Source organism: Kribbella sp. NPDC049227 (genome assembly GCF_043197265.1).
Taxonomy (GTDB): Bacteria; Actinomycetota; Actinomycetes; order Propionibacteriales; family Kribbellaceae; genus Kribbella.
Genome location: NZ_JBICST010000002.1, coordinates 1,053,819 through 1,074,731 on the forward strand (window position 1 = coordinate 1,053,819; position 20,913 = coordinate 1,074,731).

18 protein-coding genes are annotated in these 20,913 nt (G+C 68.7%); 10 read left to right on the plus strand and 8 right to left on the minus strand.

Annotated elements, in window-relative coordinates; translation table 11 throughout:
- Positions 1 to 102: 102 nt before the first annotated feature.
- Entirely contained in the window at positions 103 to 696 is a 594-nt protein-coding gene (locus ACGFH6_RS11760) for a GNAT family N-acetyltransferase (RefSeq protein WP_393382780.1), read from the minus strand.
- A gap of 19 nt (positions 697 to 715) precedes the next feature.
- Entirely contained in the window at positions 716 to 2,266 is a 1,551-nt protein-coding gene (locus ACGFH6_RS11765) for a mucoidy inhibitor MuiA family protein (RefSeq protein ID WP_393382781.1), read from the minus strand.
- 107 nt (positions 2,267 to 2,373) lie between these two features.
- Here ACGFH6_RS11765 and ACGFH6_RS11770 point away from each other — a divergent pair, with 107 nt between their 5' ends.
- The 5 genes from ACGFH6_RS11770 to ACGFH6_RS11790 all read left to right on the plus strand — a co-directional run bounded on the left by ACGFH6_RS11770 (position 2,374) and on the right by ACGFH6_RS11790 (position 6,184).
- Entirely contained in the window at positions 2,374 to 2,901 is a 528-nt protein-coding gene (locus tag ACGFH6_RS11770) for an ArsR/SmtB family transcription factor (protein WP_393382783.1), read from the plus strand.
- Complete coding sequence (locus ACGFH6_RS11775; RefSeq protein WP_393382785.1) at positions 2,898 to 4,151, plus strand: MFS transporter; 1,254 nt, start codon at positions 2,898 to 2,900, stop codon at positions 4,149 to 4,151. Before ACGFH6_RS11770 ends, ACGFH6_RS11775 begins: the two co-directional genes overlap by 4 nt.
- A 29-nt stretch (positions 4,152 to 4,180) precedes the next feature.
- Positions 4,181 to 4,480 (plus strand): hypothetical protein, encoded by a 300-nt coding sequence (locus ACGFH6_RS11780; RefSeq protein ID WP_393382787.1) that lies wholly within the window; start codon positions 4,181 to 4,183, stop codon positions 4,478 to 4,480.
- Positions 4,481 to 4,574: 94 nt separating this feature from the next.
- Positions 4,575 to 5,543, plus strand: a complete 969-nt coding sequence (locus tag ACGFH6_RS11785) for a ring-cleaving dioxygenase (RefSeq protein WP_393382788.1) — start codon at positions 4,575 to 4,577, stop codon at positions 5,541 to 5,543.
- Positions 5,540 to 6,184, plus strand: a complete 645-nt coding sequence (locus ACGFH6_RS11790; protein ID WP_393382790.1) for an alpha/beta hydrolase — start codon at positions 5,540 to 5,542, stop codon at positions 6,182 to 6,184. Before ACGFH6_RS11785 ends, ACGFH6_RS11790 begins: the two co-directional genes overlap by 4 nt.
- Here the strand turns inward: ACGFH6_RS11790 and ACGFH6_RS11795 are convergent.
- From ACGFH6_RS11795 to ACGFH6_RS11805, 3 genes are read right to left on the minus strand one after another with little or no spacing between them, the layout of a single operon-like run.
- Entirely contained in the window at positions 6,159 to 6,833 is a 675-nt protein-coding gene (locus ACGFH6_RS11795) for a response regulator (RefSeq protein ID WP_393382792.1), read from the minus strand. The two genes, ACGFH6_RS11790 and ACGFH6_RS11795, sit on opposite strands and share 26 nt — an antisense overlap.
- Positions 6,830 to 8,860, minus strand: a complete 2,031-nt coding sequence (locus tag ACGFH6_RS11800; protein WP_393382794.1) for a hypothetical protein — start codon at positions 8,858 to 8,860, stop codon at positions 6,830 to 6,832. The genes ACGFH6_RS11795 and ACGFH6_RS11800 overlap by 4 nt, the downstream gene beginning before the upstream one ends.
- A complete protein-coding gene (locus ACGFH6_RS11805) occupies positions 8,857 to 10,146 on the minus strand; it encodes a sensor histidine kinase (RefSeq protein ID WP_393382796.1) in 1,290 nt (429 codons plus the stop codon). Before ACGFH6_RS11805 ends, ACGFH6_RS11800 begins: the two co-directional genes overlap by 4 nt.
- Positions 10,147 to 10,285: 139 nt before the next feature.
- Here ACGFH6_RS11805 and ACGFH6_RS11810 point away from each other — a divergent pair, with 139 nt between their 5' ends.
- A complete protein-coding gene (locus ACGFH6_RS11810; protein ID WP_393382798.1) occupies positions 10,286 to 11,173 on the plus strand; it encodes a CPBP family intramembrane glutamic endopeptidase in 888 nt (295 codons plus the stop codon).
- The gene (locus ACGFH6_RS11815; protein ID WP_393382800.1) at positions 11,170 to 11,796 is read left to right on the plus strand and encodes a hypothetical protein; all 627 of its coding nucleotides are present in this window, start codon (positions 11,170 to 11,172) and stop codon (positions 11,794 to 11,796) included. The genes ACGFH6_RS11810 and ACGFH6_RS11815 overlap by 4 nt, the downstream gene beginning before the upstream one ends.
- Here the strand turns inward: ACGFH6_RS11815 and ACGFH6_RS11820 are convergent.
- A complete protein-coding gene (locus tag ACGFH6_RS11820; protein WP_393382802.1) occupies positions 11,774 to 11,995 on the minus strand; it encodes a hypothetical protein in 222 nt (73 codons plus the stop codon). The two genes, ACGFH6_RS11815 and ACGFH6_RS11820, sit on opposite strands and share 23 nt — an antisense overlap.
- A 123-nt stretch (positions 11,996 to 12,118) precedes the next feature.
- Positions 12,119 to 13,111 carry a calcium-binding protein gene (locus tag ACGFH6_RS11825; RefSeq protein WP_393382803.1) on the minus strand — a complete coding sequence of 331 codons (993 nt, stop codon included), beginning with the start codon at positions 13,109 to 13,111 and terminating at the stop codon, positions 12,119 to 12,121.
- A gap of 302 nt (positions 13,112 to 13,413) precedes the next feature.
- Between ACGFH6_RS11825 and ACGFH6_RS11830 the strand changes: the two genes are divergently transcribed.
- The gene (locus tag ACGFH6_RS11830) at positions 13,414 to 14,244 is read left to right on the plus strand and encodes a serine/threonine-protein kinase (protein ID WP_393382805.1); all 831 of its coding nucleotides are present in this window, start codon (positions 13,414 to 13,416) and stop codon (positions 14,242 to 14,244) included.
- A 47-nt stretch (positions 14,245 to 14,291) separates the two neighbouring features.
- The gene (locus ACGFH6_RS11835; protein WP_393382807.1) at positions 14,292 to 15,167 is read left to right on the plus strand and encodes a hypothetical protein; all 876 of its coding nucleotides are present in this window, start codon (positions 14,292 to 14,294) and stop codon (positions 15,165 to 15,167) included.
- Between the two features lie 7 nt (positions 15,168 to 15,174).
- Here the strand turns inward: ACGFH6_RS11835 and ACGFH6_RS11840 are convergent, their stop codons facing one another.
- Positions 15,175 to 16,773, minus strand: coding sequence for a DHA2 family efflux MFS transporter permease subunit (locus ACGFH6_RS11840; protein ID WP_393382808.1), 1,599 nt, complete (start codon positions 16,771 to 16,773; stop codon positions 15,175 to 15,177).
- 289 nt (positions 16,774 to 17,062) lie between these two features.
- Here ACGFH6_RS11840 and ACGFH6_RS11845 point away from each other — a divergent pair, with 289 nt between their 5' ends.
- Positions 17,063 to 20,878, plus strand: coding sequence for a S8 family serine peptidase (locus ACGFH6_RS11845; RefSeq protein WP_393382810.1), 3,816 nt, complete (start codon positions 17,063 to 17,065; stop codon positions 20,876 to 20,878).
- Positions 20,879 to 20,913 lie beyond the last annotated feature (35 nt).

Consider the following 20,913-nt stretch of genomic DNA (forward strand, 5'->3'; position numbering starts at 1 on the left):
GGTAGCTGAGTTGCGCTTCGAAACCCAGAACACCTGAGTTGCTCACAACAATCCAGCGCCCTGCATGACCTCCGTCACATCCGCACGGGCGGGGTACTCCGATCAGGCCGGGGCGACTGTGCGGGTGACGACCCAGCGATGCGGGGAGATCGGTCGCGTGCGCGTGAATCCGTGGTTCTCGAACGCGGCCATCGGCCCGGTATGCAGGAAGGATCCCGACACCTTCCGGTCGTCGGTCTCTTCGGGGTAGCCCTCGACGGTGCCGCCGCCGAGGCGGGCGATCTCGGCCAGCGCCCCGCCGAGTGCCGCGTCGGCGACTCCGCGACCGCGTAGACCCTTGCCGGTGAAGAAGCAGGTGACGCGCCATTCCGGCAGGGTGGTCAGGCCCTTCTCGTACAGCCGTCGGCTCTTGACCTCCGGCAACTCGTCGGGCGAGCCGAACTGGCACCAGCCGAGGCATTGGTCGTCGGCGAACACCAGCGCCGCGTGGGTGCGGCCGTCGCGAACGCGCTGCTCCTTCTCGTCGCGGTTCTGCGCCGCGGTCCGATCCTTGCCCAACTTGACGTGGAAGCCCATACACCAGCAGCCACCCCAGACGCCGTTGTTCGCTTCGACCAGCCGCGCGAACGCCGGCCAGGTGTCCACGTCCAAAGGCCGAACCGACAGCTCAACGTCCGCCGCCTTCGACTTGCCCACGAATCCTCCTTTCCACCGACTATTCGCGCCAGCCGGTGAGGTCTACCGACTTGCCGGTGTCGACGCGGAAGCCGAGCTTGATCTTGGTCTCCTGGCCGGCGGCCAGGTCGAGCTTCCAGGTGATGACGCCGAGGTCTGTGGTCTCGGCCGGTGCCGGTTCGGTGGTGGTCGGTTTGACGGTGATCTCGTGGTCGCGCGCTACCGGCAACTGGTCGAGCACCGTGATGCGGGCGGCGCGTGGCGTGTGGTTCTCGATCCGGGTTTCGTACTCGACCTCGCGCCGGCGCGTCGATCCCAGCGTCACCTTCGTTGCAGTACGGCGTACCAGCTTCCGCTCGACGCGGATCCGGTCGTCCAGGCCGAGTGCGAGCTCGACATCCTCGCCGGGGGCCCACATCGGCAGCACGGCCGAGCCCACGAAGTCCGCCTCGTGGAGGACGGCGGCCTTCCCGGTAGGCAACGTGTGGGCGGACGAGTTGACGACCGTGGCCCGCAGATGGACGTCGGCTGAACGGACGGGCGTCGTGATGTAGTCCAACTCGGCCTCGAGGTCGATCGAGGCGATGGTCGCGCGGTGGGAGGCGCCGTCCGCGGGGACGGCGACCGGCCGGGGCGGGGTGTACGTCGCGGCAGTGACGCCCTGCTCGACGGCCGCCTGCTGGTCGACCCAGGCAGGCGCCTCGGCTGACTGGAGCTGCTCGGTGAACGCGGCCGGCCTGGACGCGCGAGTCGCCGCGCGGGCGGTCGGTACCGGCGGGTGGACGCGGTCGAGGTACCAGGGGTCAAGCTCGGGCACCTTCACGGCAGTCGTCGGCCGGGCCGTCGACAGCGCGAGGTCGCACTCGGGCCAGTCCTCGCCGGTTTGCTGGGTGATCACGCCGTACCAGCTCAGCGTGATCTGATCGCCCACGAGCCGGATGTCGTAGGAGCTGGTCCAGCCGGCGAGCGGCACGACGTACGAGAGCTCGATCTCCACCTCGGCCTCGGCGTCCAGAGCCAGCCCGACGGCAGCGGAACGGCGGTCGGGAGTGCGTTGCTGTGCGACCGCGGCAAGTCGTCGGTCGGCGGCGGCGACGCGTTCCTCGGCTTCGCGCCGTCGCGTGGCGAGCTCCCTGCGCGTCGCCCGTACGGCGGTCAGCCGGGCGGCGAGCGACTCGGTGAACCCGCCCAGCTCGGCGACTGTCCCGCCGGAGGCCAGCGTCTTCGCGAAGCTGCCGCCGGCCCGCCGCGCCAGCTGCGCCAGGAACGTGTCGAGCTGGGCCTGGACGTCGTCGGCGTCGCTCAGTTCCGAAACCTCGGCCTGAGCCTCGCGGCGTTGCCGCTCCAGCTCGGCCACAGTCTCGTCCGGCGCCTGCGGATGGTGGCGCGTCGCCAGGTCGACGCCAAGCACTGTGGCCGGTCCGCGGCCGGAGACCCTCACGGAGTCCTCCTGCAACACGAGCGGCAGCGGCTCGACATACACCGTCTGATCGCCCGCCGGCACAGTGACCTTGCCGCGCCGAGTAACCCGTGCCCGGTCCGGATAAACAGTGACCGCAGTGATCGGAGCCCGCACCACAAGTTCAACCATGCCCCGACACTAGCTGCCCGCAGGGACATTCAAGACTGCCCAATAAGTGTTTGACGGTTTGGGGGGTTTTGGGGCATTGTGCTCCCCAAGGGTTGTTGGGGAGTGAGATGACTGAGGACGATGTCAAGGAGCTGCGGGCGGTGGCTCATCCGGTGCGGTTGCGGATTCTGTCGTTGCTGACCGGGACCGCGATGAGTGCCGCCGAGGTGGCCCGGGAGCTTGATCTGACGCATGCGAACGCGTCGTACCATCTGCGGATCCTGCTCGAGTCGGGCACGATCGTGGAGGCGGGGGAGGAGCGGATCCGCGGTGGGGTCGCGAAGCGGTACCGCTATCCCCACGAGGACCCAGGAGAGCCTCGGTCCCGGCTCACCACGGAGAGCCGGATCGCCCAGGTGCGTGCGCTGGGGCGCGAGCTGGAGCGACGGATGAGCCAGCGCAAGCCGAAGTCGCCGAACCATCTCAGCGACCTCGACGGATGGGTGCCGCCCGAGGTCTGGGCGCGGGTGCGCGAACTACTGATGGAGGCGTCCGCGTTGATGCACGACAACAACCAGCCGCCGCGGACGCCCGGCACGGTGCATGTCAGCGCCACGTCCTGGACGTTCCAGATGACCAAGAAGCCGCGGTCATGAAGGAAGGCTCGGCGCTCGCCCCGCTGCGCGAGCGGAACTTCCGGTACTACTGGCTGTCCCGGCTCATCGACCGGGCCGGTACGACGATGGCCGGCGTCGCGCTCGCCTTCGCGGTGCTCGAGGTCAGCGATTCGCCGACAGCTCTCGGCACGGTCCTGGCCGCCTACAGCATCCCGATGGTCGTGTTCCTGCTGGCCGGTGGCGTACTGGCCGACCGGTTCGGCCGGACCTTGGTGATCCAGCTGAGCAACGTCCTGTCCGGCCTCAGCCAATTGGCCACGGCCGCGTTGGTGATCACCGGCACCGCCGAGGTCTGGCAGTTGGCGGCGCTCGCCGCGCTCAACGGCACCGCCACGGCCGCGGGGATGCCGGCCCTGGCGGGCGTGATGCCTCAGCTCGTCCCGCGCGATCAACTCAAGCCGGCGAACCTTGTACTCGCGGTGCCCGAGAACGCACTGATGGTGCTCGGCCCGGCCGTGAGTGGCGTGCTCGTGGCCGTCGTCGGACCGGGGTGGGCGCTGGCCGTGGACGGCGCGACGTACCTGCTCGCGATGCTTGTCCTCACGCAGGTTCGCATCCCCCGGCCGGCCGACGGGCAGCAGCGCGGGGGCGCCATCGCCGACCTGCGCGAGGGGTGGACGTACTTCCGCAGTACCACCTGGCTCTGGGTCGTCGTCGCCTCGTTCTCCTTGCTCAACGCGATCAGCAGCGGCGGGTTCAACACCCTCGGCCCGGTGCTCGCCACCCAGACGGACATCGGCGAGGCCGGCTGGGGGCTGATCCGTTCGGCCCAGGCGGTCGGCTTCCTGGTGTGCTCGCTGGTCCTGATCCGCATCTCCTTCCGCAGGCCGCTGCTGTGGGGTATGGCCGCGGTGGCTCTGAACGGGATCCCGATGCTGGTCCTCGGCCTGCAGCCCGTGCTGGTGGCCGCGATGATCGGCGCCTTCCTGGCCGGCCTCGGCAGCCAGGTCTTCGGCCTGGGCTGGGACCTCGCGATGCAGGAGCACGTGCCGGACGAGATGCTCTCGCGCGCCTACTCCTACGACATGCTCGGCTCGTTCGTGGCGATCCCGGTCGGCCAGTTGCTGTTCGGTCCGATCGGGCTGGCCTTCGGCGTCCAGCGTGTCATGGTGATCGCCGGCGTGGCGTACGTCGTGGTCGCCCTGGTGACCCTGGCGTCACGGTCGGTGCGCGACCTGCCACGAGCGACGGCGGCGGTGAGTGCAACGTCACGTCCGGAAGATAGTTAGTGCACTAATCATTCGCCTACACTTGAGCCATGGCGACCAGGCGTACCAGGAGCCGCAGAGCTCCGATGAACATCGAGACGGTCCAGCGATGGGTCGCGTCGGCCATCCTCTTCCACGTCGGCAGCGTTCCCGCCGTCACGCTCGCGGTCTACAGCATCGGCGTGGCGGACAGCGACTACGGCAAGGGCGTCGGCTTGTGGATCATGTCCGGCGTCATCGGCCTGCTGACCGCCGCCGGCATCCTGGCGATCTTCCGGCGCTCGCTGCTGTCGCTCTGGCTCATCGTCGGCCTCCTCCCAACCGTTGTCACCGGCTTCTACGTGCTGTGAGCCGTCGGCCCGTAGTGGCGAGCGGCATCCAGTCGTAGTGTCGAGGAGGGGCGGCCGACGTCGTCCCGGGTCTGCGGACTGGGAGGGCACAGCAATGGTTGACTCGGTCGCACCGCACGGGCTGCACCACGTCACAGCGATCGCGGAGGATCCACAGCGCAACGTCGACTTCTACACGACGGTGCTGGGCCTCCGCCTGGTCAAGCGGACCGTCAACTTCGACGCCCCGGACACCTATCACCTTTACTACGGCGACTCCTCGGGCCGGCCGTCTACGCTCCTGACGTTCTTCCCGTGGCCGGGAGCGCCGTTCGGCAGGCAGGGAACCGGCCTCACCACGGCGACCGCGTTCAGCGTGCCGCCGGAGTCGCTCGGCTGGTGGCAGCAGCGGCTGCAGAGCCTCGGCGTCGACGCGGACGCGCCGGTCGCCCGCTCCGACGAGGAGGTACTGCGGCTACGCGATCCCGACGGCCTCGTGATCGAGTTGGTCGCCTCCGACGGTGACACCCGGTCCGGCTGGGACGGCGTCGCCGCCATCCCGTACGACAACGCCGTTCGCGGCCTCTTCTCGGTCACCATGACGGAGCAGTTGCTCGACCCGACGGCCGAGATGCTCGCGGGCATGCTGGGCATGCAGCACGGTCAGGACTCGGCCGACGGCTCCCGGTTCGTCATGTCCGGGGGAGCCGAGGGTACGGCGGTCGACGTCCAGCCGAGCACGTCCTCGCGCGGTGTGCAGGCGGCCGGAACGGTTCACCACATCGCGTTCCGGGCGCCTGATGGCGAGACCCAGGCCAAGTGGCGCCTCGAGCTGATCGAGGCCGGCGTACAGGTCACCGAGATCCTCGACCGGCAGTACTTCACCTCGATCTACTTCCGTGAACCGGGCGGGGTCCTGCTGGAGATCGCGACCGACCAGCCGGGCTTCACCGTCGACGAACCGCTGCTGGAACTCGGTCAGCATCTGAAGCTGCCGCCCTGGCTCGAACCGAACCGCGAGCAGATCCAGGCCTCGTTGCCATCGCTGCGCGTACCGCCGGCCCCGGACGAGGTCGACCGATGAGCGAGGACCCGCTCGAGCGGCCGCATGTCTGGCAACCGGGTACGTCCGCGCCGCCACTGCTGTTGCTGCACGGCACCGGCGGAGACGAGTACGACCTGCTCGTCCTGCGGCAGTACCTGGCGCCCGACGCGCCCGTGCTGTCGCCGCGGGGAACAGTGTCGGAGCAAGGGATGGCTCGGTTCTTCCGCAGGCACCGGGAGGGCGTCTTCGACGAGGACGATCTGCGACTGCGCGCCGACGAGCTCGCTGCTTTCCTCACGGCTGCCGAGCAGAAGTACGACGTACCCGCCGGGTCCTGGGTCGCGGTCGGCTTCTCCAACGGAGCCAACATGGCATCCGCGCTGCTCCTGCGTCACCCCGAGTCCCTTGCCGGCGCGGTGCTGCTGGCCGCCATGGTCCCGTTCGCCGCCGATGAGCCCGCGGACGACGCCCTCGCAGGCAAACGAGTCCTCATCGTCAACGGCGACACCGACCCCATGGCGACCGCCGAACAAACCACCCGACTGAGCGCCCAGCTCCGCCGCCGAGCCGCCGACGTGGAGCTCCTGCCCTTCGCCGGCGGCCACACCATCGACCCGGCCCAACTGCCCCGCGTCAAACAGTTCGTCGACACCTTCAACCCGACGAACGAGTCGCCTTGAGGAAGGCGAGCACCGCCAGAACGCGGCGGTTCGTCTCGCTTTCCTCGGCCAGACCGAGCTTCTGGAAGACCGATCCGATGTGCTTGCCGACCGCACGGTCACTCAGGTACAGCACGTTGGCAATGGCGGCGTTGCTGCGTCCCGTCGCCATCTGCTGCAGCACCGAACGCTCCCGGTCGGTCAGCCCGAGCAGAGGCGTACCCGCATCGGTCAGCTTGCGGGAGATCAGCTCCTCGATCACCAGGGGGTCGAGGGCCGAGCCGCCTCGGGCGACCTCCTGGAGCGCGCGAACCAACTCGTCGACCTGAGCGACCCGCTCCTTGAGCAGATAGCCGAGTCCGGCGACACCGTCCTCCAGCAACTCAAGGGCGTACTCGTCCTCGATGTACTGCGACAGTACGACGACGCCGATCTCCGGGAAGTCCGCGCGGATACGCTTCGCGGCGTGGATGCCTTCGACAGTGTGGGTCGGTGGCATCCTGATGTCGGTCAGTACGGCGTCGGGTCGATGATCGGCGACCGCCCGCAGCAGCGAGTCGCCGTCAATGGCCAGACCGACCAGGTCGATGTCGTCCGCACCGGCGAGCAGAGCGGACACACCTTCCCGCATCAGGTAGTTGTCATCGGCAAAGACGACCCGCAAGGTCATGTCGGCAGCTCCCCGTCCGCAACGGGGATGCTCACACGCAGGACGACCGCCGGCCCCGACGAATCGACGACCGCGGTTCCACCGCAGGCCAGCACCCGGTCGACCTCGGGCTGGTCCCACTCGGAGCGTCGGTCGCCGCTGATGGTCAGCGTGAGCTCGTGTCCCTCCAGCCGCAACTCGAGCAGTGCCGAGCTGCCGAGCCCTCGAAGCGTCTCCACAGCACAGAAGTACGCCGCCGCCTCGATGTGCGAGGCGAATCGCGCTCGCTCGGCAGTCGGCGAGATGCTCACCAGGACCCGCCCGCCGGCGTGTGCGGCGTAAAGGCTCAGGGCTGCAGCCAATCCCTTGTTCGTCAGCGTCGCCGGATAGACGCCGCGGGCAACGTCCCGCAGCGCCGCCAGCGCCCGGCTCGTTGCCTTCGTTGCCTCGTCCAACGACCTGCCGACGACAGCCGGGTCGGCATCCGCCCTCGCCAGCTGACCGCGGATGCGTTCGAGATGGGGGAGTACCTCGACGGTGACCGCTCGGGTCAGCCGTCGACGTTGGGATTCCTGTGCGGCCAGCAGCCGGCGCCAGGATGCATCGAGCTCCTCAGCCTGTACGCCGGTCTGATCCACCCGGGCCTGTAACCGGGCCGCGAGTTGAGCATTGCGAAGTCCCAGACCTGCTTGGGTGGCGAGGTCGGTCAGGAGCGTTCGATCTGCCCTCGACAGTTGCCGACCGGCCGGCATACTCACACTGATCTCGCCAAGTTGCCGTGCGTTGTGCCAGACCGGCTCCGAGTACGCGATCCGCGACAGGCCGGCAGGGCCGGGCCACTGCGCGACGATGTCGTCGGCCCCGGCCACCGCGAGCCGTACTGCGCTGTGCTCGGCGCCGACGCTACGCCCGGCCACCTCGGCCACGCCCGGCATGATCTGATCCAGTGACACCGCCCGGGACAGGTGGCGGCAGAGATCGGCCAGAGCCTGGTACGGCGCGGCGCGACGTCCGTACGCCACACGGTTGCCGACGCGCTGCATCCCGCTCCGCAGAGGCTGGAACGCCAACGCCACCAGGGCGGTGGCGATCACCGACACCAGGTACCGTTCCGAGACCTGGCCACCGATCACCGCACCGAGCAACGCGACGGCCGAGACATATGCGGCGGTCACGAAGATCAGGCCCACGGCCGCGACCACCGCACGGTTGATGACCAGATCGATGTCGTACAGCCGGTATTTCAGGATCGCGAGTCCTGCGGCGACCGGCACGCTGGCAAAGGCGACGAAGAGCGGTACGACGCTCCACACCTGCGCGTTGTCCGGGCCGAGGCTGAGGACCTGGGCGAGGACGAAACCGGCCACGAGCGCGAATGCCGCGGTGGTGAGCCATCGCAACTGTTGCCGCCGTTCACCACGGGCGCGGCGCAACCGCAGTACCAGCGCCACGACGGCGAGGAGGAGCAACGCGATGTTCACGATCGCGGCCACGGCGCCGATGGCTGTCACGAGCGGGTTGAGCTCGACGGACGAGGTGATGGTGTCGATCGGGACCAGCAGGACCGTGCTGAGGATCGCCACCGCCTGCGGGACCGGAAGCGCCCACAACACAGCTCGCCAGGCCTTGCTGGGAAGGGATCCGTCGGGGAACAACAGGAAGACAGCTGCCAGCACCGACAGCGCCCAGCTGGCACCGAGCGCGGAGGACAGCACTGTGGCGACCTGGCCGGTGAACTGCGATCCGAGCTCGCCATCTTCCAGGACGCGGAAGGCATAGGCCTGACAGACGAGCCCGATACCGGTGCCGAGTTGCCCGACGAGGAACAACCAGCCGATCGGGTTGCGGGGGAGTCGCGTGGCGATCAAGGCGCCGACGAACGCACTCAGCACGCAGCCGATGGTGATGATCGGGAACGCGTTGAGACCTGCGTCCGCGTGGATCAGCCCACCGGATCCGGACAGGACCAGGACGCCGTGGGCGACGCCGAGCGTCGCGGTCGCGGCGAGCAACGACCAGGCGAGACCTGTTGTTGCCGAAGGCATCATGGCACTCGGCTCACAACAGCGAGCGGAATCTCGGCGCGCACCGTCGTACCTGCTCGGGGGACCGAGTTGATCGTGAAGACTCCACCGACCGCCTGGATGCGTTCGGCCATATGGGTCAGGCCGCCGTCGTTGTCCGGCGCCGTGGTGAAGCCCTTCCCGTCGTCGCGAATGCAGGCGCTGACGGCACGGTTGTCGCCGTACAGCTCGATCACCACCCCGTGGGCGGCGGCGTGCTTGGCCGCGTTCTGGAGTGCCTCCAGGCAGCAGTAGTACAGCGCGTGTTCCACCTCGGTCGGGTACCGCCCGAGCCCTGCGCTCACGAGTTCGACCGGGACGGGACTGGTCTGGACTGCGGCGCGGAGAGCCGCGGTCAATCCGGTCTCCGCGAGCAGCCGGGGCCGCCCGCCGATGACATCGAGCAGATCGGTCACCGCCTGCTCGACCGACACGTCCAGGGTGTGGAGGTGCTCGTGTGCCTGGTCAGGACGCAGTACGACGAGGGTGCGGGCCAGGCCGAGGTTGACCGCGAGCGACACCAGTTGTTGCTGCGCGCCGTCGTGCAGGTCCCGCTCGAGCCGCCGGCGTTCGACGTCCTCCGACTCTGCCACCCGGCGTCTGGATTCGCGCAGCAGGTCCGCGCGGGCCGAGACATCTCGGAGCCGGTCCTGCAGTGCAGCGGTCAACCCGAGGTTGCGAACGACCAGACCTGCTTGTGCCGTCAGGCTGTCGAGCAGTTCGATGTCCACCGGTGTCAGCGGCTCGTCGGCACGTTCCTCGACGACCAGCAGACCGAGCAGGTCGCCGCTGTGCCGTACGGCTCGCAGGTGCCGACCAGGCGCCGGGTCCGTGAGATCCGGCTGCACTGCGGGCGCGTCGCCGTCGGCAGGATGGGCCGCGGCGAGCTGGATCCGGCCACCTGCCAGCAGCCAGATCTCCACGGTCGAGGCGTTCAGCGCCGTACCGAGAACCTGCGCCATGCGTGCCGGAGTCTGGCTGTCCGCCGCGAAGTGGGCGAGTACGTCGTACGGCGCCGAGCGATGGGTCAGCTCGTTCGCCCAACCGCGCAGGGTCCGGCGCACGGGCTCGAATCCCACACCGACGATGATCGTGGCCAGCACCGACAACCCGGGGCTGGGCGAGTGTGAGCGGCCGACGAACCTCCCCACGAGAACCACGACCACGAGGTAGACCCCGCCGACGAACACCATCAGTCCCGCCAGTACCAGCAGGTCCCCCCACAAGCGCCGTCGGGTCGGCCGCCGACCAGGCGGCCACCACCCGCTCACTTCCTCAGTCTGCGGGTGGTGCTGTGCTGAGGGAAGGGGTGGCTGGCCTCACCTGCTGGGGAGGGCTAGGTCCCGGGATCGGTGCCGAAACCCTCCAGGGTTGTGCAAGCAGCACTCTGGGCCACGGATGCGTCGAGCGGTGTCCTGGGAGAAGCCTCACCTTAGGAGCCCTGATGTCGACCACGCCCGGCGCGAACCGCTGTCCAACTCTTCGACCCTGCTACGACGCCACCCGGTGGGGCTGTTCCTGGCGCTCACCTATGCACTGGCCTGGGCCTTCTGGGCACCACTGGTCATCTTCCAGGACAGCATGCCCAAGGGACTGGGGGCCATTCTGATCATGTTGGGAACCGTGGTGCCCTCGAGCTTGGCCGTGGTGTTCGTGGCCAAGCTGCACGGCAGGCCTGGTGTACGGAGGTTGTTCGGCCGGCTACTCAAGGGACGTGTCGGAGTTCGCTGGTACGTCGCTGTGATCGGGTTGTCGCTGCTTGCACCCATCGCGCTCGGCCTGACCATCCTGCTGGGCGGTAGCCGCCCGGCGCTCGACACCACCGTCGTCGCAGTCGTCATCAGCTTCCTGTTCTCGATCTTCCCTGGGAGCGCGCTCGGCGAGGAGCTCGGCTGGCGTGGCTTCGTCCTGCCCAGGCTCCAGAGCCGCCAGAGCGCCCTGCGTGCGAGCCTCCTGATCGGCGTGGTGTGGGGGCCCTGGCACCTCCCGCTGTGGCTGACCGGGCAGGAGTCTCATCCGATCAGCCTGTTCGCCGCCTTCGTGGTGTCCGTGATCTGCATGTCCGTGCTGTGCACGTGGATGTACAACGGCACCGGTGGAAGCCTGCTGATCGTCGTACTGTTCCACGCCACGGCCAACCTGCCGGTGACGATCCTGATCGCGCCGCTCGGCAAGGACATGGCGCCGGCGTTCCTGACCTTCGTCGGCCTGATGGTCGTCGCGGCCACGGTCGTGGTCATCGCAACGGGCGCTGCGCAACTGTCCCGCACGCGGCAGAAGCAGGTCGAGCTGCCATGACCGGGCTCGGCCGGCGATGGTTCATGGTCGGCACGCCGGTGGTCTTCGCCGGCGTGTCGGTCTTCCACCCGATGGGCCATCCGGCGGAGCTGGGCAGTGGTGGCGTGTCCCGATGGATCGCCGTACACCTGCTGCAACTGGTGCTCAGCGTCCTGCTCGCCATCAGCGTCTGGCTCCTGCTCGACGGCCTTCAGAGCCGGGCGGCCACTGCCGCCCGGCTCGCGGTGCCGGTCTGGCTGGCCTTCTTCTCCGCCTTCGACGGCGTCTCCGGACTGGCGACGGGCTGGATGGCGCACGCCGCGCATGGGCACGTCGGCGACGAGCAGGCGGCCTCGGTACGGGCGATCAGGGAACTGTTCGAGCAGAACTGGCTCACCGGCAACCTGTCGGTCGCTGGAATCGTTGCCGGTCTCGGCTGGCTGGTCATCGCCCTTGGCTCCGCCGTGGCACTGAGCCGGGCCGGCGCCGACCGGATCACCGTCGCACTGATGGGGGCCTCGCTGTTGTTCGCCATGCACCCACCCCCAACAGGAACCCTCGGCCTCCTCGCGCTTGCCGCAGCTGCCTATCGTTGGACGCGCCAACGGCAGGACGCCGAGGTCATGCAGCAGTCTGTCCGCTGATGCGTGGTGGCGGTTGGGTTCGCTGGACGGCCGCGTTGAGGTCGGCCAACTGGACGCAGGCGGCGGTGATGGCGTCTTGCAGGGTGGGCCATTGGTCGACGCACCAGTAGGGGTCGTCGGGCTGCCGGTCGTGGTCGTCGTCGATGTCGGCGCACCAGCCGCCGGTGAAGGCCTGGTGGATGTGGATTCTGAGGTTCATGGTGGTGACTCCGTGCGGGCTTCATCGGGATTCCGCCAGCGTTCGTAGCGATCCGGGAGTCGGATGGCCGCATCGTTGCGGGGCGGCCGGCGTCCGCCGTACGGCGGACGCCGGGTCGTGCGATCAAAGGATGCTGAGCCCGATGGTGCCCGGAGCGAGCCGTCGGGTGTTCACATCGTCGCGGCCGGCCAGCGTGTCGATCGTCAGCTGGTCCGTCGGTTCCGCGTCCTTCAGCCGTACGTCGGCCTTCAGTCCGGACACCCGCACGTCCCCACCGGAGCCGGAGACCCGGATGTGGTCCCTTCCGGCAGTGCCCGTGACGGTCACAGCGTCGACCGCTGAGTCACCGCCGCTGGTGTTGAGCTGCGCACCGAGGTCGACATCGACGTTCTTGACATCGGTACCGCGCAGATCGCCGACGGTGACCGTGTCGGCGCCACCGAGCGCGTTCAGCGAGACCCGCTCGACGTTGTCGGTGTCCATCACGATGTTGCCCACGTCCCGGGTGAACCGCAGTCGCGGACCGTTGGCGGCGGCAACGAACTTCTCCGCCGCGGCCGCACCGTTGAACACCATGGTGTCCTGGTCCCGGCCGCCCTGGATCACGTCGCTGCCGTCTCCCGGATCCCAGGTGAACGAATCGCGGCCACTGCCGAGCAGCGCTGTGTCGGTACCACGGTTGCCGTCGACGGTGTCGTTGCCGGCGCCGGTACGGAACAGTTCGTTGCCGCTGCCCCCGAAGGCGGAGTCGTTGCCGTCGCCGGTGTCGATGATCGTGAACGGCTGGACCTCGGCGCCGTAGTCGATCCGTACGACGTCGTTGCCGCCCCGGCTGGTGACGAGGATCTGGGTGAAGTCGCTGCGGTTGACCGTGCGCTTCGTCGTACCAGGACCGAAGTCGACCTCGAGAACCGACGTGTTGGTCGCCGGCACGGTCAGCGTGATGTTGTCCGCGTGGTTCGTGCCGGTGACGATCAGCTGGCCGGTATCGATGACGACGCCACTCGACGGGGTCGCGGATGCCGTGCCTGCCAGACTCACGGCGATGCCGGTGCTGATGGCCGCGGCGGCTGCCGCGCTCAGACCTCGCCGGAGACGCCTTGTCACACTACTCATGATCTTGTCCCTCCCAATGGGTACGGCGGTCTCGAGTCGACGCGCCGTGCTGTCTATGGGGGGCTACACGCGCGCCGACCCCGGCCGGTTCAAACCAATTCCGGTGGATTCCGGCATCCGTTCGATGTGGTTGCCAGAGGCATCTAAACCCAATCAGGGTGTGGTGAGTGGAGATCCGGGGTTCGACCCGGGGTCATCCACAATGTGCCGCGCACGATTGACAGGGACGATCAAGAAGCATCGAACCGATGTGGCTCGGGGTCCGTATAGGGAGCACGGAAGGCCGGCAGAGGGAGGCGATCATGACAACAGTCGCGGTGGAGTCAGCACCGACGGTCGTCGGCTCGGATCGCCTTGTGACTGGTCGATACCGCTTGATGAAGTTGCTCGGCCGCGGCGGTATGGGCCGGGTCTGGCTGGCTGATGACGAGTTGCTGGGGCGGCAAGTCGCGATCAAGCAGGTCGTGCTTCCCGGCCGCGCGTCCGAGCACGTTCGCGCCAGTGCGCTGGCCGAGGCGCGCGCGGTGGCACGAGTTGATCACCGCAATGTGGTCAAGGTGTACGACGTTGTCGAGGACGGCGGCGATCACTGGATCGTCATGGAACCGCTGTCAGGGCGAACCATGGCCGACGCGCTGGCGTCGGACGGGCCGCTGCCGCTTGCCGACGTACGGCGGATCGCGCTGCACCTGGTCGACGCGCTAGGGGCCGTCCATCAGGCAGGTCTGGTGCACTCGGACGTCAAGCCGGCGAACGTCCAACTGTGTGACGACGGACGGGTTGTCCTGATGGACTTCGGCATCGCAACCGCGGTCGACGACGAGGAGACGCTGTCGAGCGAGGCCATGGCCGGCAGCCCGGCGTACATGTCACCGGAGCGAGCCCGCGGCGACGCGGTCGGCCCGGCATCCGACCTGTTCTCGCTGGGCGCGACCCTGTTCGCGGCGGTCGAGGGGAAGTCCCCCTTTGGCGCCGGCGACCCGTTCAGCACCCTGGTAGCGGTCGTTGAAGCCCGGCCGGCCGGCTTCGTGAACGCCGGCCCGCTGCGCCCGATCATCGAAGCCCTGCTGGCCAAAGATCCCTCCGATCGCCTGACCGTCACGCAAGCCACTACAGCTCTGCACACCAACTGAAGTCTTGCGCTGGTGCGGCGCGTTGGTGTGGGTGCGATCCTGAGCCGGTGACAGCTGGGATGACTGCCGGTGCGTGGGCCGATCAGCAGGTGGCCGCGGTTCGCGACGATCCGTCCGGCCGGCTCGCGCTGATGCAGCGGTGCTACTACGGCCCGTTCGGCAAGGCGCCTCGTCATCTTCCGTATCGTCGTGCGGCCATGTCCGCGATGCAGTGGGAGTTGCGGCGCGGCGTACTGCAGCCGTTGTTCGGTGACAGTCCTGGCAGTCCGTGGTGGCGGGCGGTGAATGAGCGCGTACTACGGGACGGTTGTGAAGCCGTGGCCCTGAGCGGAGATCTGCCCGGCGCGGCCTCGTCACGGACGGTCGACTATTGGCTGTCGTTCGCGCAGTACCCGACCGCTCGGGCTTGGTGGCGCGCGCACAACGGAAGCATCGTGGCCGGCTACATCGAGCATCGCGAGTTGGCGGAGGCGGAGACTGCCGCCGAGCGCTTCTTCATGAACGTCGTACTGTGCCGGGTGCTGTACACGCACACGCTCGTCGCGGCCCCTCGGATCGCGCTCGGATGGCTGCGTCCGCTCGCTCCGTTGCTCGGTGATCCGAGGCTCGGCATGGCCGGGATCTTCCTTCAGCTGTCGCGCGTCCTGCCGGACGAGTATCCGCTTCGCGACAGTGTGCAGTCCTATCTCAAGGACGAGCGCGGGCTCGGCCGGTTGCTGGACTTCGGCGTGATCCTGCCGCGGCTGCAGCAGATCTACGACTGGTCGGCGTACGAACTCGCGGCTCCGGGACTGCTGGACTGCATCGAAGCCGGCGCCCTGACCTACGCCTGGTCTGCAGCCGACCGCAGTGTCTGGCAGGCCCCGGAGTCGTCGATTCTCAGGGTGGCCCAGCGCCTGCTGCCGCCCGAACGTCGTCGCTAGCCGGCGGTCAGTCGACCACCGCGGGAGGCGCGCCCTCGTCCACGGGGCGGGCGGCCGCGCGTTTGCGGGGGAGCATCAGGGCCGGTATCAAGGTCAGCGTCACCAGCACCCAGGCGACCCAGAAGGTATTGGCGAAGGCCCCGGCGGCCTCGACCAGTCCGCGGGCGATGGCGGCCGGGTCAATGTGCAGCGGGATCAGGCTCTTCGGCTGGGTGTTGAAGAGGATCGCGGCCTGGGTCTCCTTGAGCCCTTCGCCCAGCCCGGCGACGTTCTGCGTACCAGGGATGATCGGCGAGTCGTTGAGCTGGTTGGTCAGGATGACCGACATCGTCGCGACCCCGCAGGACGAGGCGATCTGCTGGGTGATGTTGAGCAGGGTCGAGCCGCGCGCTACCTGGGGACCGCGCAGCGTCCGCAGCGCGGTGGTGAACAGCGGCATCATCGTGCCGCCCATCCCGAAGCCCATCACGACCAGCATGACGATGATCACGGGGTACGGCGTGGTCGCCGTGAGCTGGGTCAGCCCGAACATGCCGATGACGATCAGTCCGAGACCGACGGGCACGATCCGGCCGACCGGGATCTTGTCCACCAACCGCCCGGCGATCGGCATGGTCGCCATGGCGCCGAGTCCCTGCGGCGCTACCAGGAGACCCGCATGCAGCGTGGACTCGCCGCGAATCTCCTGGAAGTACGTCGGCACGAGGAGCAGCCCGCCGAAGAACGCCGCGGCGAACAGGAACATCGTGATGATCGAGACGGTGAGGTTGCGGTCGCGGAACAGCCGCAGGTCCAGCAGCGGATGCTCCGGCCGGAAGGAGTGCCAGACGAACGCCCCCATCAACAGCACGCCGATCAGGATCGAGACCCACACCCGGGGCGCAGTGAAGTCACCGCCCTCGGCGGGCAGCGAAGAGATCCCGAAGAGGAACAGGGCGAGCCCCGGCGACATCAGGACCACTCCGAGGACGTCGAGCGACTCGGACGGCTCAGCGTGGTCCTTCGCGAGGGCGAACCAGGCGTAGACCAGCGCGATCGCGCCGAGCGGGACGTTGATGAGGAAGATCCAGTGCCAGCTCGCCACCTGGATCAGCCAGCCGCCCAGGATCGGTCCCAGGATCGGTCCGAGCAGCATGGGTACGCCGAGGATGGCCATCAGCCGGCCCATCCGGTGCGGTCCCGCCGCCTGGGTCATGATGGTCATGCCGAGCGGCATCAGCATGCCGCCGCCCAGTCCCTGCAGGACGCGGAAACCGATGAGCATGTCGATGCTCGAGGCGGTCGCACACAGCGCGGAGCCGGCGGTGAAGAGGAAGATCGCGGCCATGTAGAGCCGCTTGGTGCCGAACCGGTTGGCCGCCCATCCGGTCAGCGGGATCACGGTCGCGAGCGCGAGCGTGTACGCCGTCACCGTCCAGGCCACGTGCGCGTACGTGACCGGATCCTCGGGTGTGCCGAACTCGAGCTGGAAGGTCGGCAGGGCGACGTTGACCACCGTGATGTCGAGGATCGACATGATGGCGCCCAGCACCACGACGCCGGCGATCTTCAGAACAGCGGCATCAATGTGGTCCGGGTAGTCGGACTGGGTCGCTGGCTGGCTCAACGTGATCCCCCCTGAGCACAAGGTCTGCTTGTCGCGAGCCTACGCGCGAACCCGGGCCGGATACGAGCAAATTCCTGAACCAGCCGGATGGTCTCCGAGTGTGATCGGCGACTACGGACAGTGCACGGGTGGCAGGGAATGGCCAGTGGCGGGTTTCGGTCAATGGGTGTGGCGGGGTGCCGCGGGTGGTGCGTAATTGTCCAGCACTCCTCCTACCGCCACGGAGAAAGGGGCCGTCGTGCCCTCCGCCCTTCCGCACCGTCGTCTGTGTGTTTGCTTTCTGACCGCTGTGACCTTGGCCGGCCTTCTTGTCGCCGGACCGGCTGCGGCGGCACCACCAGAAGCCGGTCCGTCCCGTCAGGTGTCGATGCCGGACGGTGGCCACATCGCCCTCGGCCCCGACGGCGCGGCTACCCGTACCGACGCTCGAGGCAACGTGCTCGGCCGTACGACGATCCTGATCCCGGACGGTACGTCGGCAGTCGGTGGCGACTGGGCCCCCACGGACGAGGCGGTGCGCGCCACCTTCGCACAGCAGACCGCCCAGCCCGGGCAGCGTGTCTCGGCGATGTCCACCGGCCCGAAGCCCGTGCCGGCGGAAGCGGTCAGTGCAGCTCGCAAGGCGACCCCGAAGGCAGCGAAGACGTCGCCAGCGGCCCTGCCGACGAACTACGGCCTGACCTCGTCCGCGCAGAGCTTCCTCAACGCCGGCGGCACGAACGCGGTCGGCGCCTTCAGCACGCTCCAGGAGCGGTTCGGCCAACTGCCCGGTGCCGGTCAGATCATCACGAACGTCTCGATCGGCGATCTCACCGACCAGGCGATGGCCGATGCGGGCGACAACTACGTCCGCTCCCACGGCCCGACCACGATCGTCCGTGACGGACAGCGCTACCTCGACCTGCCGGCGATGCCGCTGATTCCGACGTACACAGCAGGCCCCGACGGCAAGCTGGACCCGGTCGGCTCGACCGAGGGACAGGACGCCCAGCTCGGTGAGGTGCTGCTCGACTTCGGGGTGATGGCGCCGCTGCCGCACGACAAGCAGCGGCCTGAGGCGACCGGCGACGGTCTCACCGATCTCCTCGGCATCGCGCCGGGCGCGCAGTACCGGCTCGTCGTCCCGAAGCAGCCGACGTTCGACCAGATCGCGGTGGCGCTGCTGGCCGCGGCCCGGCAGACCCCGCGGCCGGACGTGATCACGGCGAGCCTCGGCTTCGGCACCGACACCCAGGGCTTCCCGGGCCGGTACCTCGAGGACGACCCGGTGATCCGGAACGTCGTCAGCACGATCGTGCACAAGTACCACATCGTCGTGACCATCTCGTCGAACGACGGCACCCGGCTCTACACGCCGACCGCGGTCGGCCCGGACGGCGGCAGCACGCCCACCGACCTGGTCTCGCCCCACGAGGCCGCGACGACCATCGATGACGTCGCGCAGTCCACCACACCGACACGAGTCCCGGACAGTGGTGCGATCGCCGTCGGCGGCACCACCCTCGACGACATCGCTTCGGAGCCGTCGTCGCACAACCCGACCTTCGCGGCCACGCGCACGAACGGCGGAACCACGTTCTCGTCCGGCTTCGGCACGCGTCTCAACGTGTCCGCACCCAGCGACGGCATCCTGGTGTATGAGCACACCGGAGGAGGGGCTGCGCAGGAGGTCACGCCGGTACTGAACGGCGGTACGTCGGCCTCCGCCCCGATGGTCGCCGCGGCCGCCGCCGTCGTACTGCAGGCCTCGGAACTGACCGGACACCGGCTCAGCCCGACGGATGTCCGGGCGTTGCTGGAACGTACCGGCCGTGCGGTCGCCAGCCCGCCGCAGATGGACCGGAAGGTCGCTGTCGGACCACAGCTCGACGTCACCGCCGCGGTCAACGAGGTGCTGGAGAAGGGACATGCGCAGCCTCGGATCGCGCGGTTGTCCGTCGCCCATCGCGTCGTCACCGGCGGCCTCGGCGGCTCGTTCCTCGAGTCCAGCGACCCGGACCGGATCGATCTGCAGACCGGCGGCACTGGCGAAGGCCTTGTGGGACCGGTCACGATCGGCGCCGACGTGGTCGGCTCGACCACCGGCAAGACCGACTACGTACTGACTGTCAATGGGCACGAGTTCCACTCGTCCGTACCGGCGGTCCGGCTGACGCCGAGTGAGCTGCTGGGTGCTGCGGACCTGCCCGTGGTGTCCGACCGAGACCGCGATGTCCCCGTGACGTTCGAAGTACGCAACGGCAAGCACACGGTCGCGTCGGCGGTCAAGACACTCACGGTCGGACCGACGGACGGGACGTACGCCGAGGCGCTGGCACCCGTCGCTCCGGCGACCGTCCGCGCGGACAGTGCGGTCACGGTCCACTACGACGTGACCGGCGTCCGGAACTTGTCGAACCCGCAGCTCGTGGTGTCGACGCTCGGGCACTGGAACCCGCTCACGGCACCACTGTTCGGCACCGGGTTCGTTGCTCCGCTCAACGATCTGAGTGGCGACGTCGTGGTCCCGGCGAGCGCGTTCGCGGGCGGGGGCGGGATCTACGGCATCGGGATCGTCCAGCGGTCCGTCACCGGTTCGGCCGGCACACCGACGTACGGCGAGTTCACCGCGATCCGGGTCGACGGCGGTACAGCAGACCACCGGCCGCCCGCGCCGACTCTCGGTCCGCGGGCCGACCACAGGCTGGAGATCCGGCGAGCCGAGCCGCGCTTCTCGCTGCGGTACGACGTCCGCTCGGTTCCCGGCGCGACCGGAGCGGCGGTCGAGTTCTCCGCGCCCGCGCCGACGCTCTACAACGCGCTCAATACCTTCACCAACGCCAACGGTGACTCGCGCGACCAGAACGGAGTCAACGCGGGATCCGTTGCGTATCAGGCCCTTCCGGCCCGCTCGGGTGTCGCGTCTCTGAACGCGGCCGAACTTGGCCTCGGCGGCTCGGTGGCGTACAACGTCCGGGTCTTCGGGACCGACCGAGCCGGCCGGATCCTCGGCCAGGCGTCGGCGTCCTCGCTGCTGACGGTCGACGACGGCCTCGCGCCCGGCGACGGGAGAGTGACGAGCTTCGCGGCCCAGCCTGGCGGTACGTCGTACGCCGCCCTCCGGACCCCCGGCGGGGGAGAGTCGGTACTGGAGTACGACGCCGCGACCGGCACCTACGGTGGCACGATCACCACCGATCCGTCGCCGGACAGTGGTTACCAGATCCTCGGCGCGGATCCACAGGCGCAGCGCGTCGTACTCCTGCACTTCTCGCCGACCGGCTCGGCGCTGGAGACCTACGACACCACCACGAAGCAGCGCATCGCCACGGCGGCCATGGACGGCTACACCGTCCGGGGCGGACGCGTCGACTCCGTCCGGCACCGCGCCGCAATCCTTGCCTTGCGCAACGAAGATGGTGCTGACGTCGTTCTCCCGCTCACCCTCGCGACCGGCACGCTGGCTCCGGCGATCGCCGCTGATCCGCCGGGTGCGGTGCGGGGTGGGTTCAAGATGATCGAGCTCGACCGGCAGACCGGCACGGTGTACCTGTCGCGGACCAGCAGCAGCCTGATCTGCATCGGTGGCGGGGCAGGCTCCGCGGTGAGCGTCGACCTCGATACGAGCGCTCTGCGGTTGTCGGACTCGGGCAGCGTCTGCGCCAACGGCCTCGCTCTGGACGAGGGAGCGGACCGGCTCTACCAGTTGTCCTACCGCTCGGTCAGCCTGAACATCGTCGGGACGACGAGCATGAGCGTGCTGGCCGGCGACACGATGACCACCGCCGCACCGACGATCCCGGTCCGGCAGCAGCAGGCGGCGTACCTCGCGATCGACAGCGTGCACCACCTCGGGCTGGTCGCCTTCCGCACTCCGCCGGTGCTGTCGCAGTTCGGCCGCGTCGGCGGCGTTGTCACCGACAGCAACGCGACCAGCCAGCTCGCGGTCATCGATCTGGCGACGGGCCAGCAGGTCTCGGTGGTGTCCGGCTTGAACTTCGTCAGCAGTCCGTTCGGTGGCGAGTACAACTCGCAGACCGAACGCGCGGTCCAGTTGGACCCGAGCACCCGCACCGGGTGGGTGCCCTCCGTCGACGGCCGGCAGTTGCAGCAGTTCCGCTACTGACCCACCGCTCAGCCCGGCCGTCGCGACGGCCGGGC

Bases quoted from the DNA above. Each gene is read 5' to 3' on its own strand.
- ACGFH6_RS11820 (WP_393382802.1), bottom strand. From the start codon at position 11,995: ATGAACCTCAGAATCCACATCCACCAGGCCTTCACCGGCGGCTGGTGC.
- ACGFH6_RS11825 (WP_393382803.1), bottom strand. From the start codon at position 13,111: ATGAGTAGTGTGACAAGGCGTCTCCGGCGAGGTCTGAGCGCGGCAGCC.
- ACGFH6_RS11790 (WP_393382790.1), top strand. From the start codon at position 5,540: ATGAGCGAGGACCCGCTCGAGCGGCCGCATGTCTGGCAACCGGGTACG.
- ACGFH6_RS11780 (WP_393382787.1), top strand. From the start codon at position 4,181: ATGGCGACCAGGCGTACCAGGAGCCGCAGAGCTCCGATGAACATCGAG.
- ACGFH6_RS11795 (WP_393382792.1), bottom strand. From the start codon at position 6,833: ATGACCTTGCGGGTCGTCTTTGCCGATGACAACTACCTGATGCGGGAA.
- ACGFH6_RS11770 (WP_393382783.1), top strand. From the start codon at position 2,374: ATGACTGAGGACGATGTCAAGGAGCTGCGGGCGGTGGCTCATCCGGTG.
- ACGFH6_RS11800 (WP_393382794.1), bottom strand. From the start codon at position 8,860: ATGATGCCTTCGGCAACAACAGGTCTCGCCTGGTCGTTGCTCGCCGCG.
- ACGFH6_RS11775 (WP_393382785.1), top strand. From the start codon at position 2,898: ATGAAGGAAGGCTCGGCGCTCGCCCCGCTGCGCGAGCGGAACTTCCGG.
- ACGFH6_RS11830 (WP_393382805.1), top strand. From the start codon at position 13,414: ATGACAACAGTCGCGGTGGAGTCAGCACCGACGGTCGTCGGCTCGGAT.
- ACGFH6_RS11785 (WP_393382788.1), top strand. From the start codon at position 4,575: ATGGTTGACTCGGTCGCACCGCACGGGCTGCACCACGTCACAGCGATC.
- ACGFH6_RS11765 (WP_393382781.1), bottom strand. From the start codon at position 2,266: ATGGTTGAACTTGTGGTGCGGGCTCCGATCACTGCGGTCACTGTTTAT.
- ACGFH6_RS11815 (WP_393382800.1), top strand. From the start codon at position 11,170: ATGACCGGGCTCGGCCGGCGATGGTTCATGGTCGGCACGCCGGTGGTC.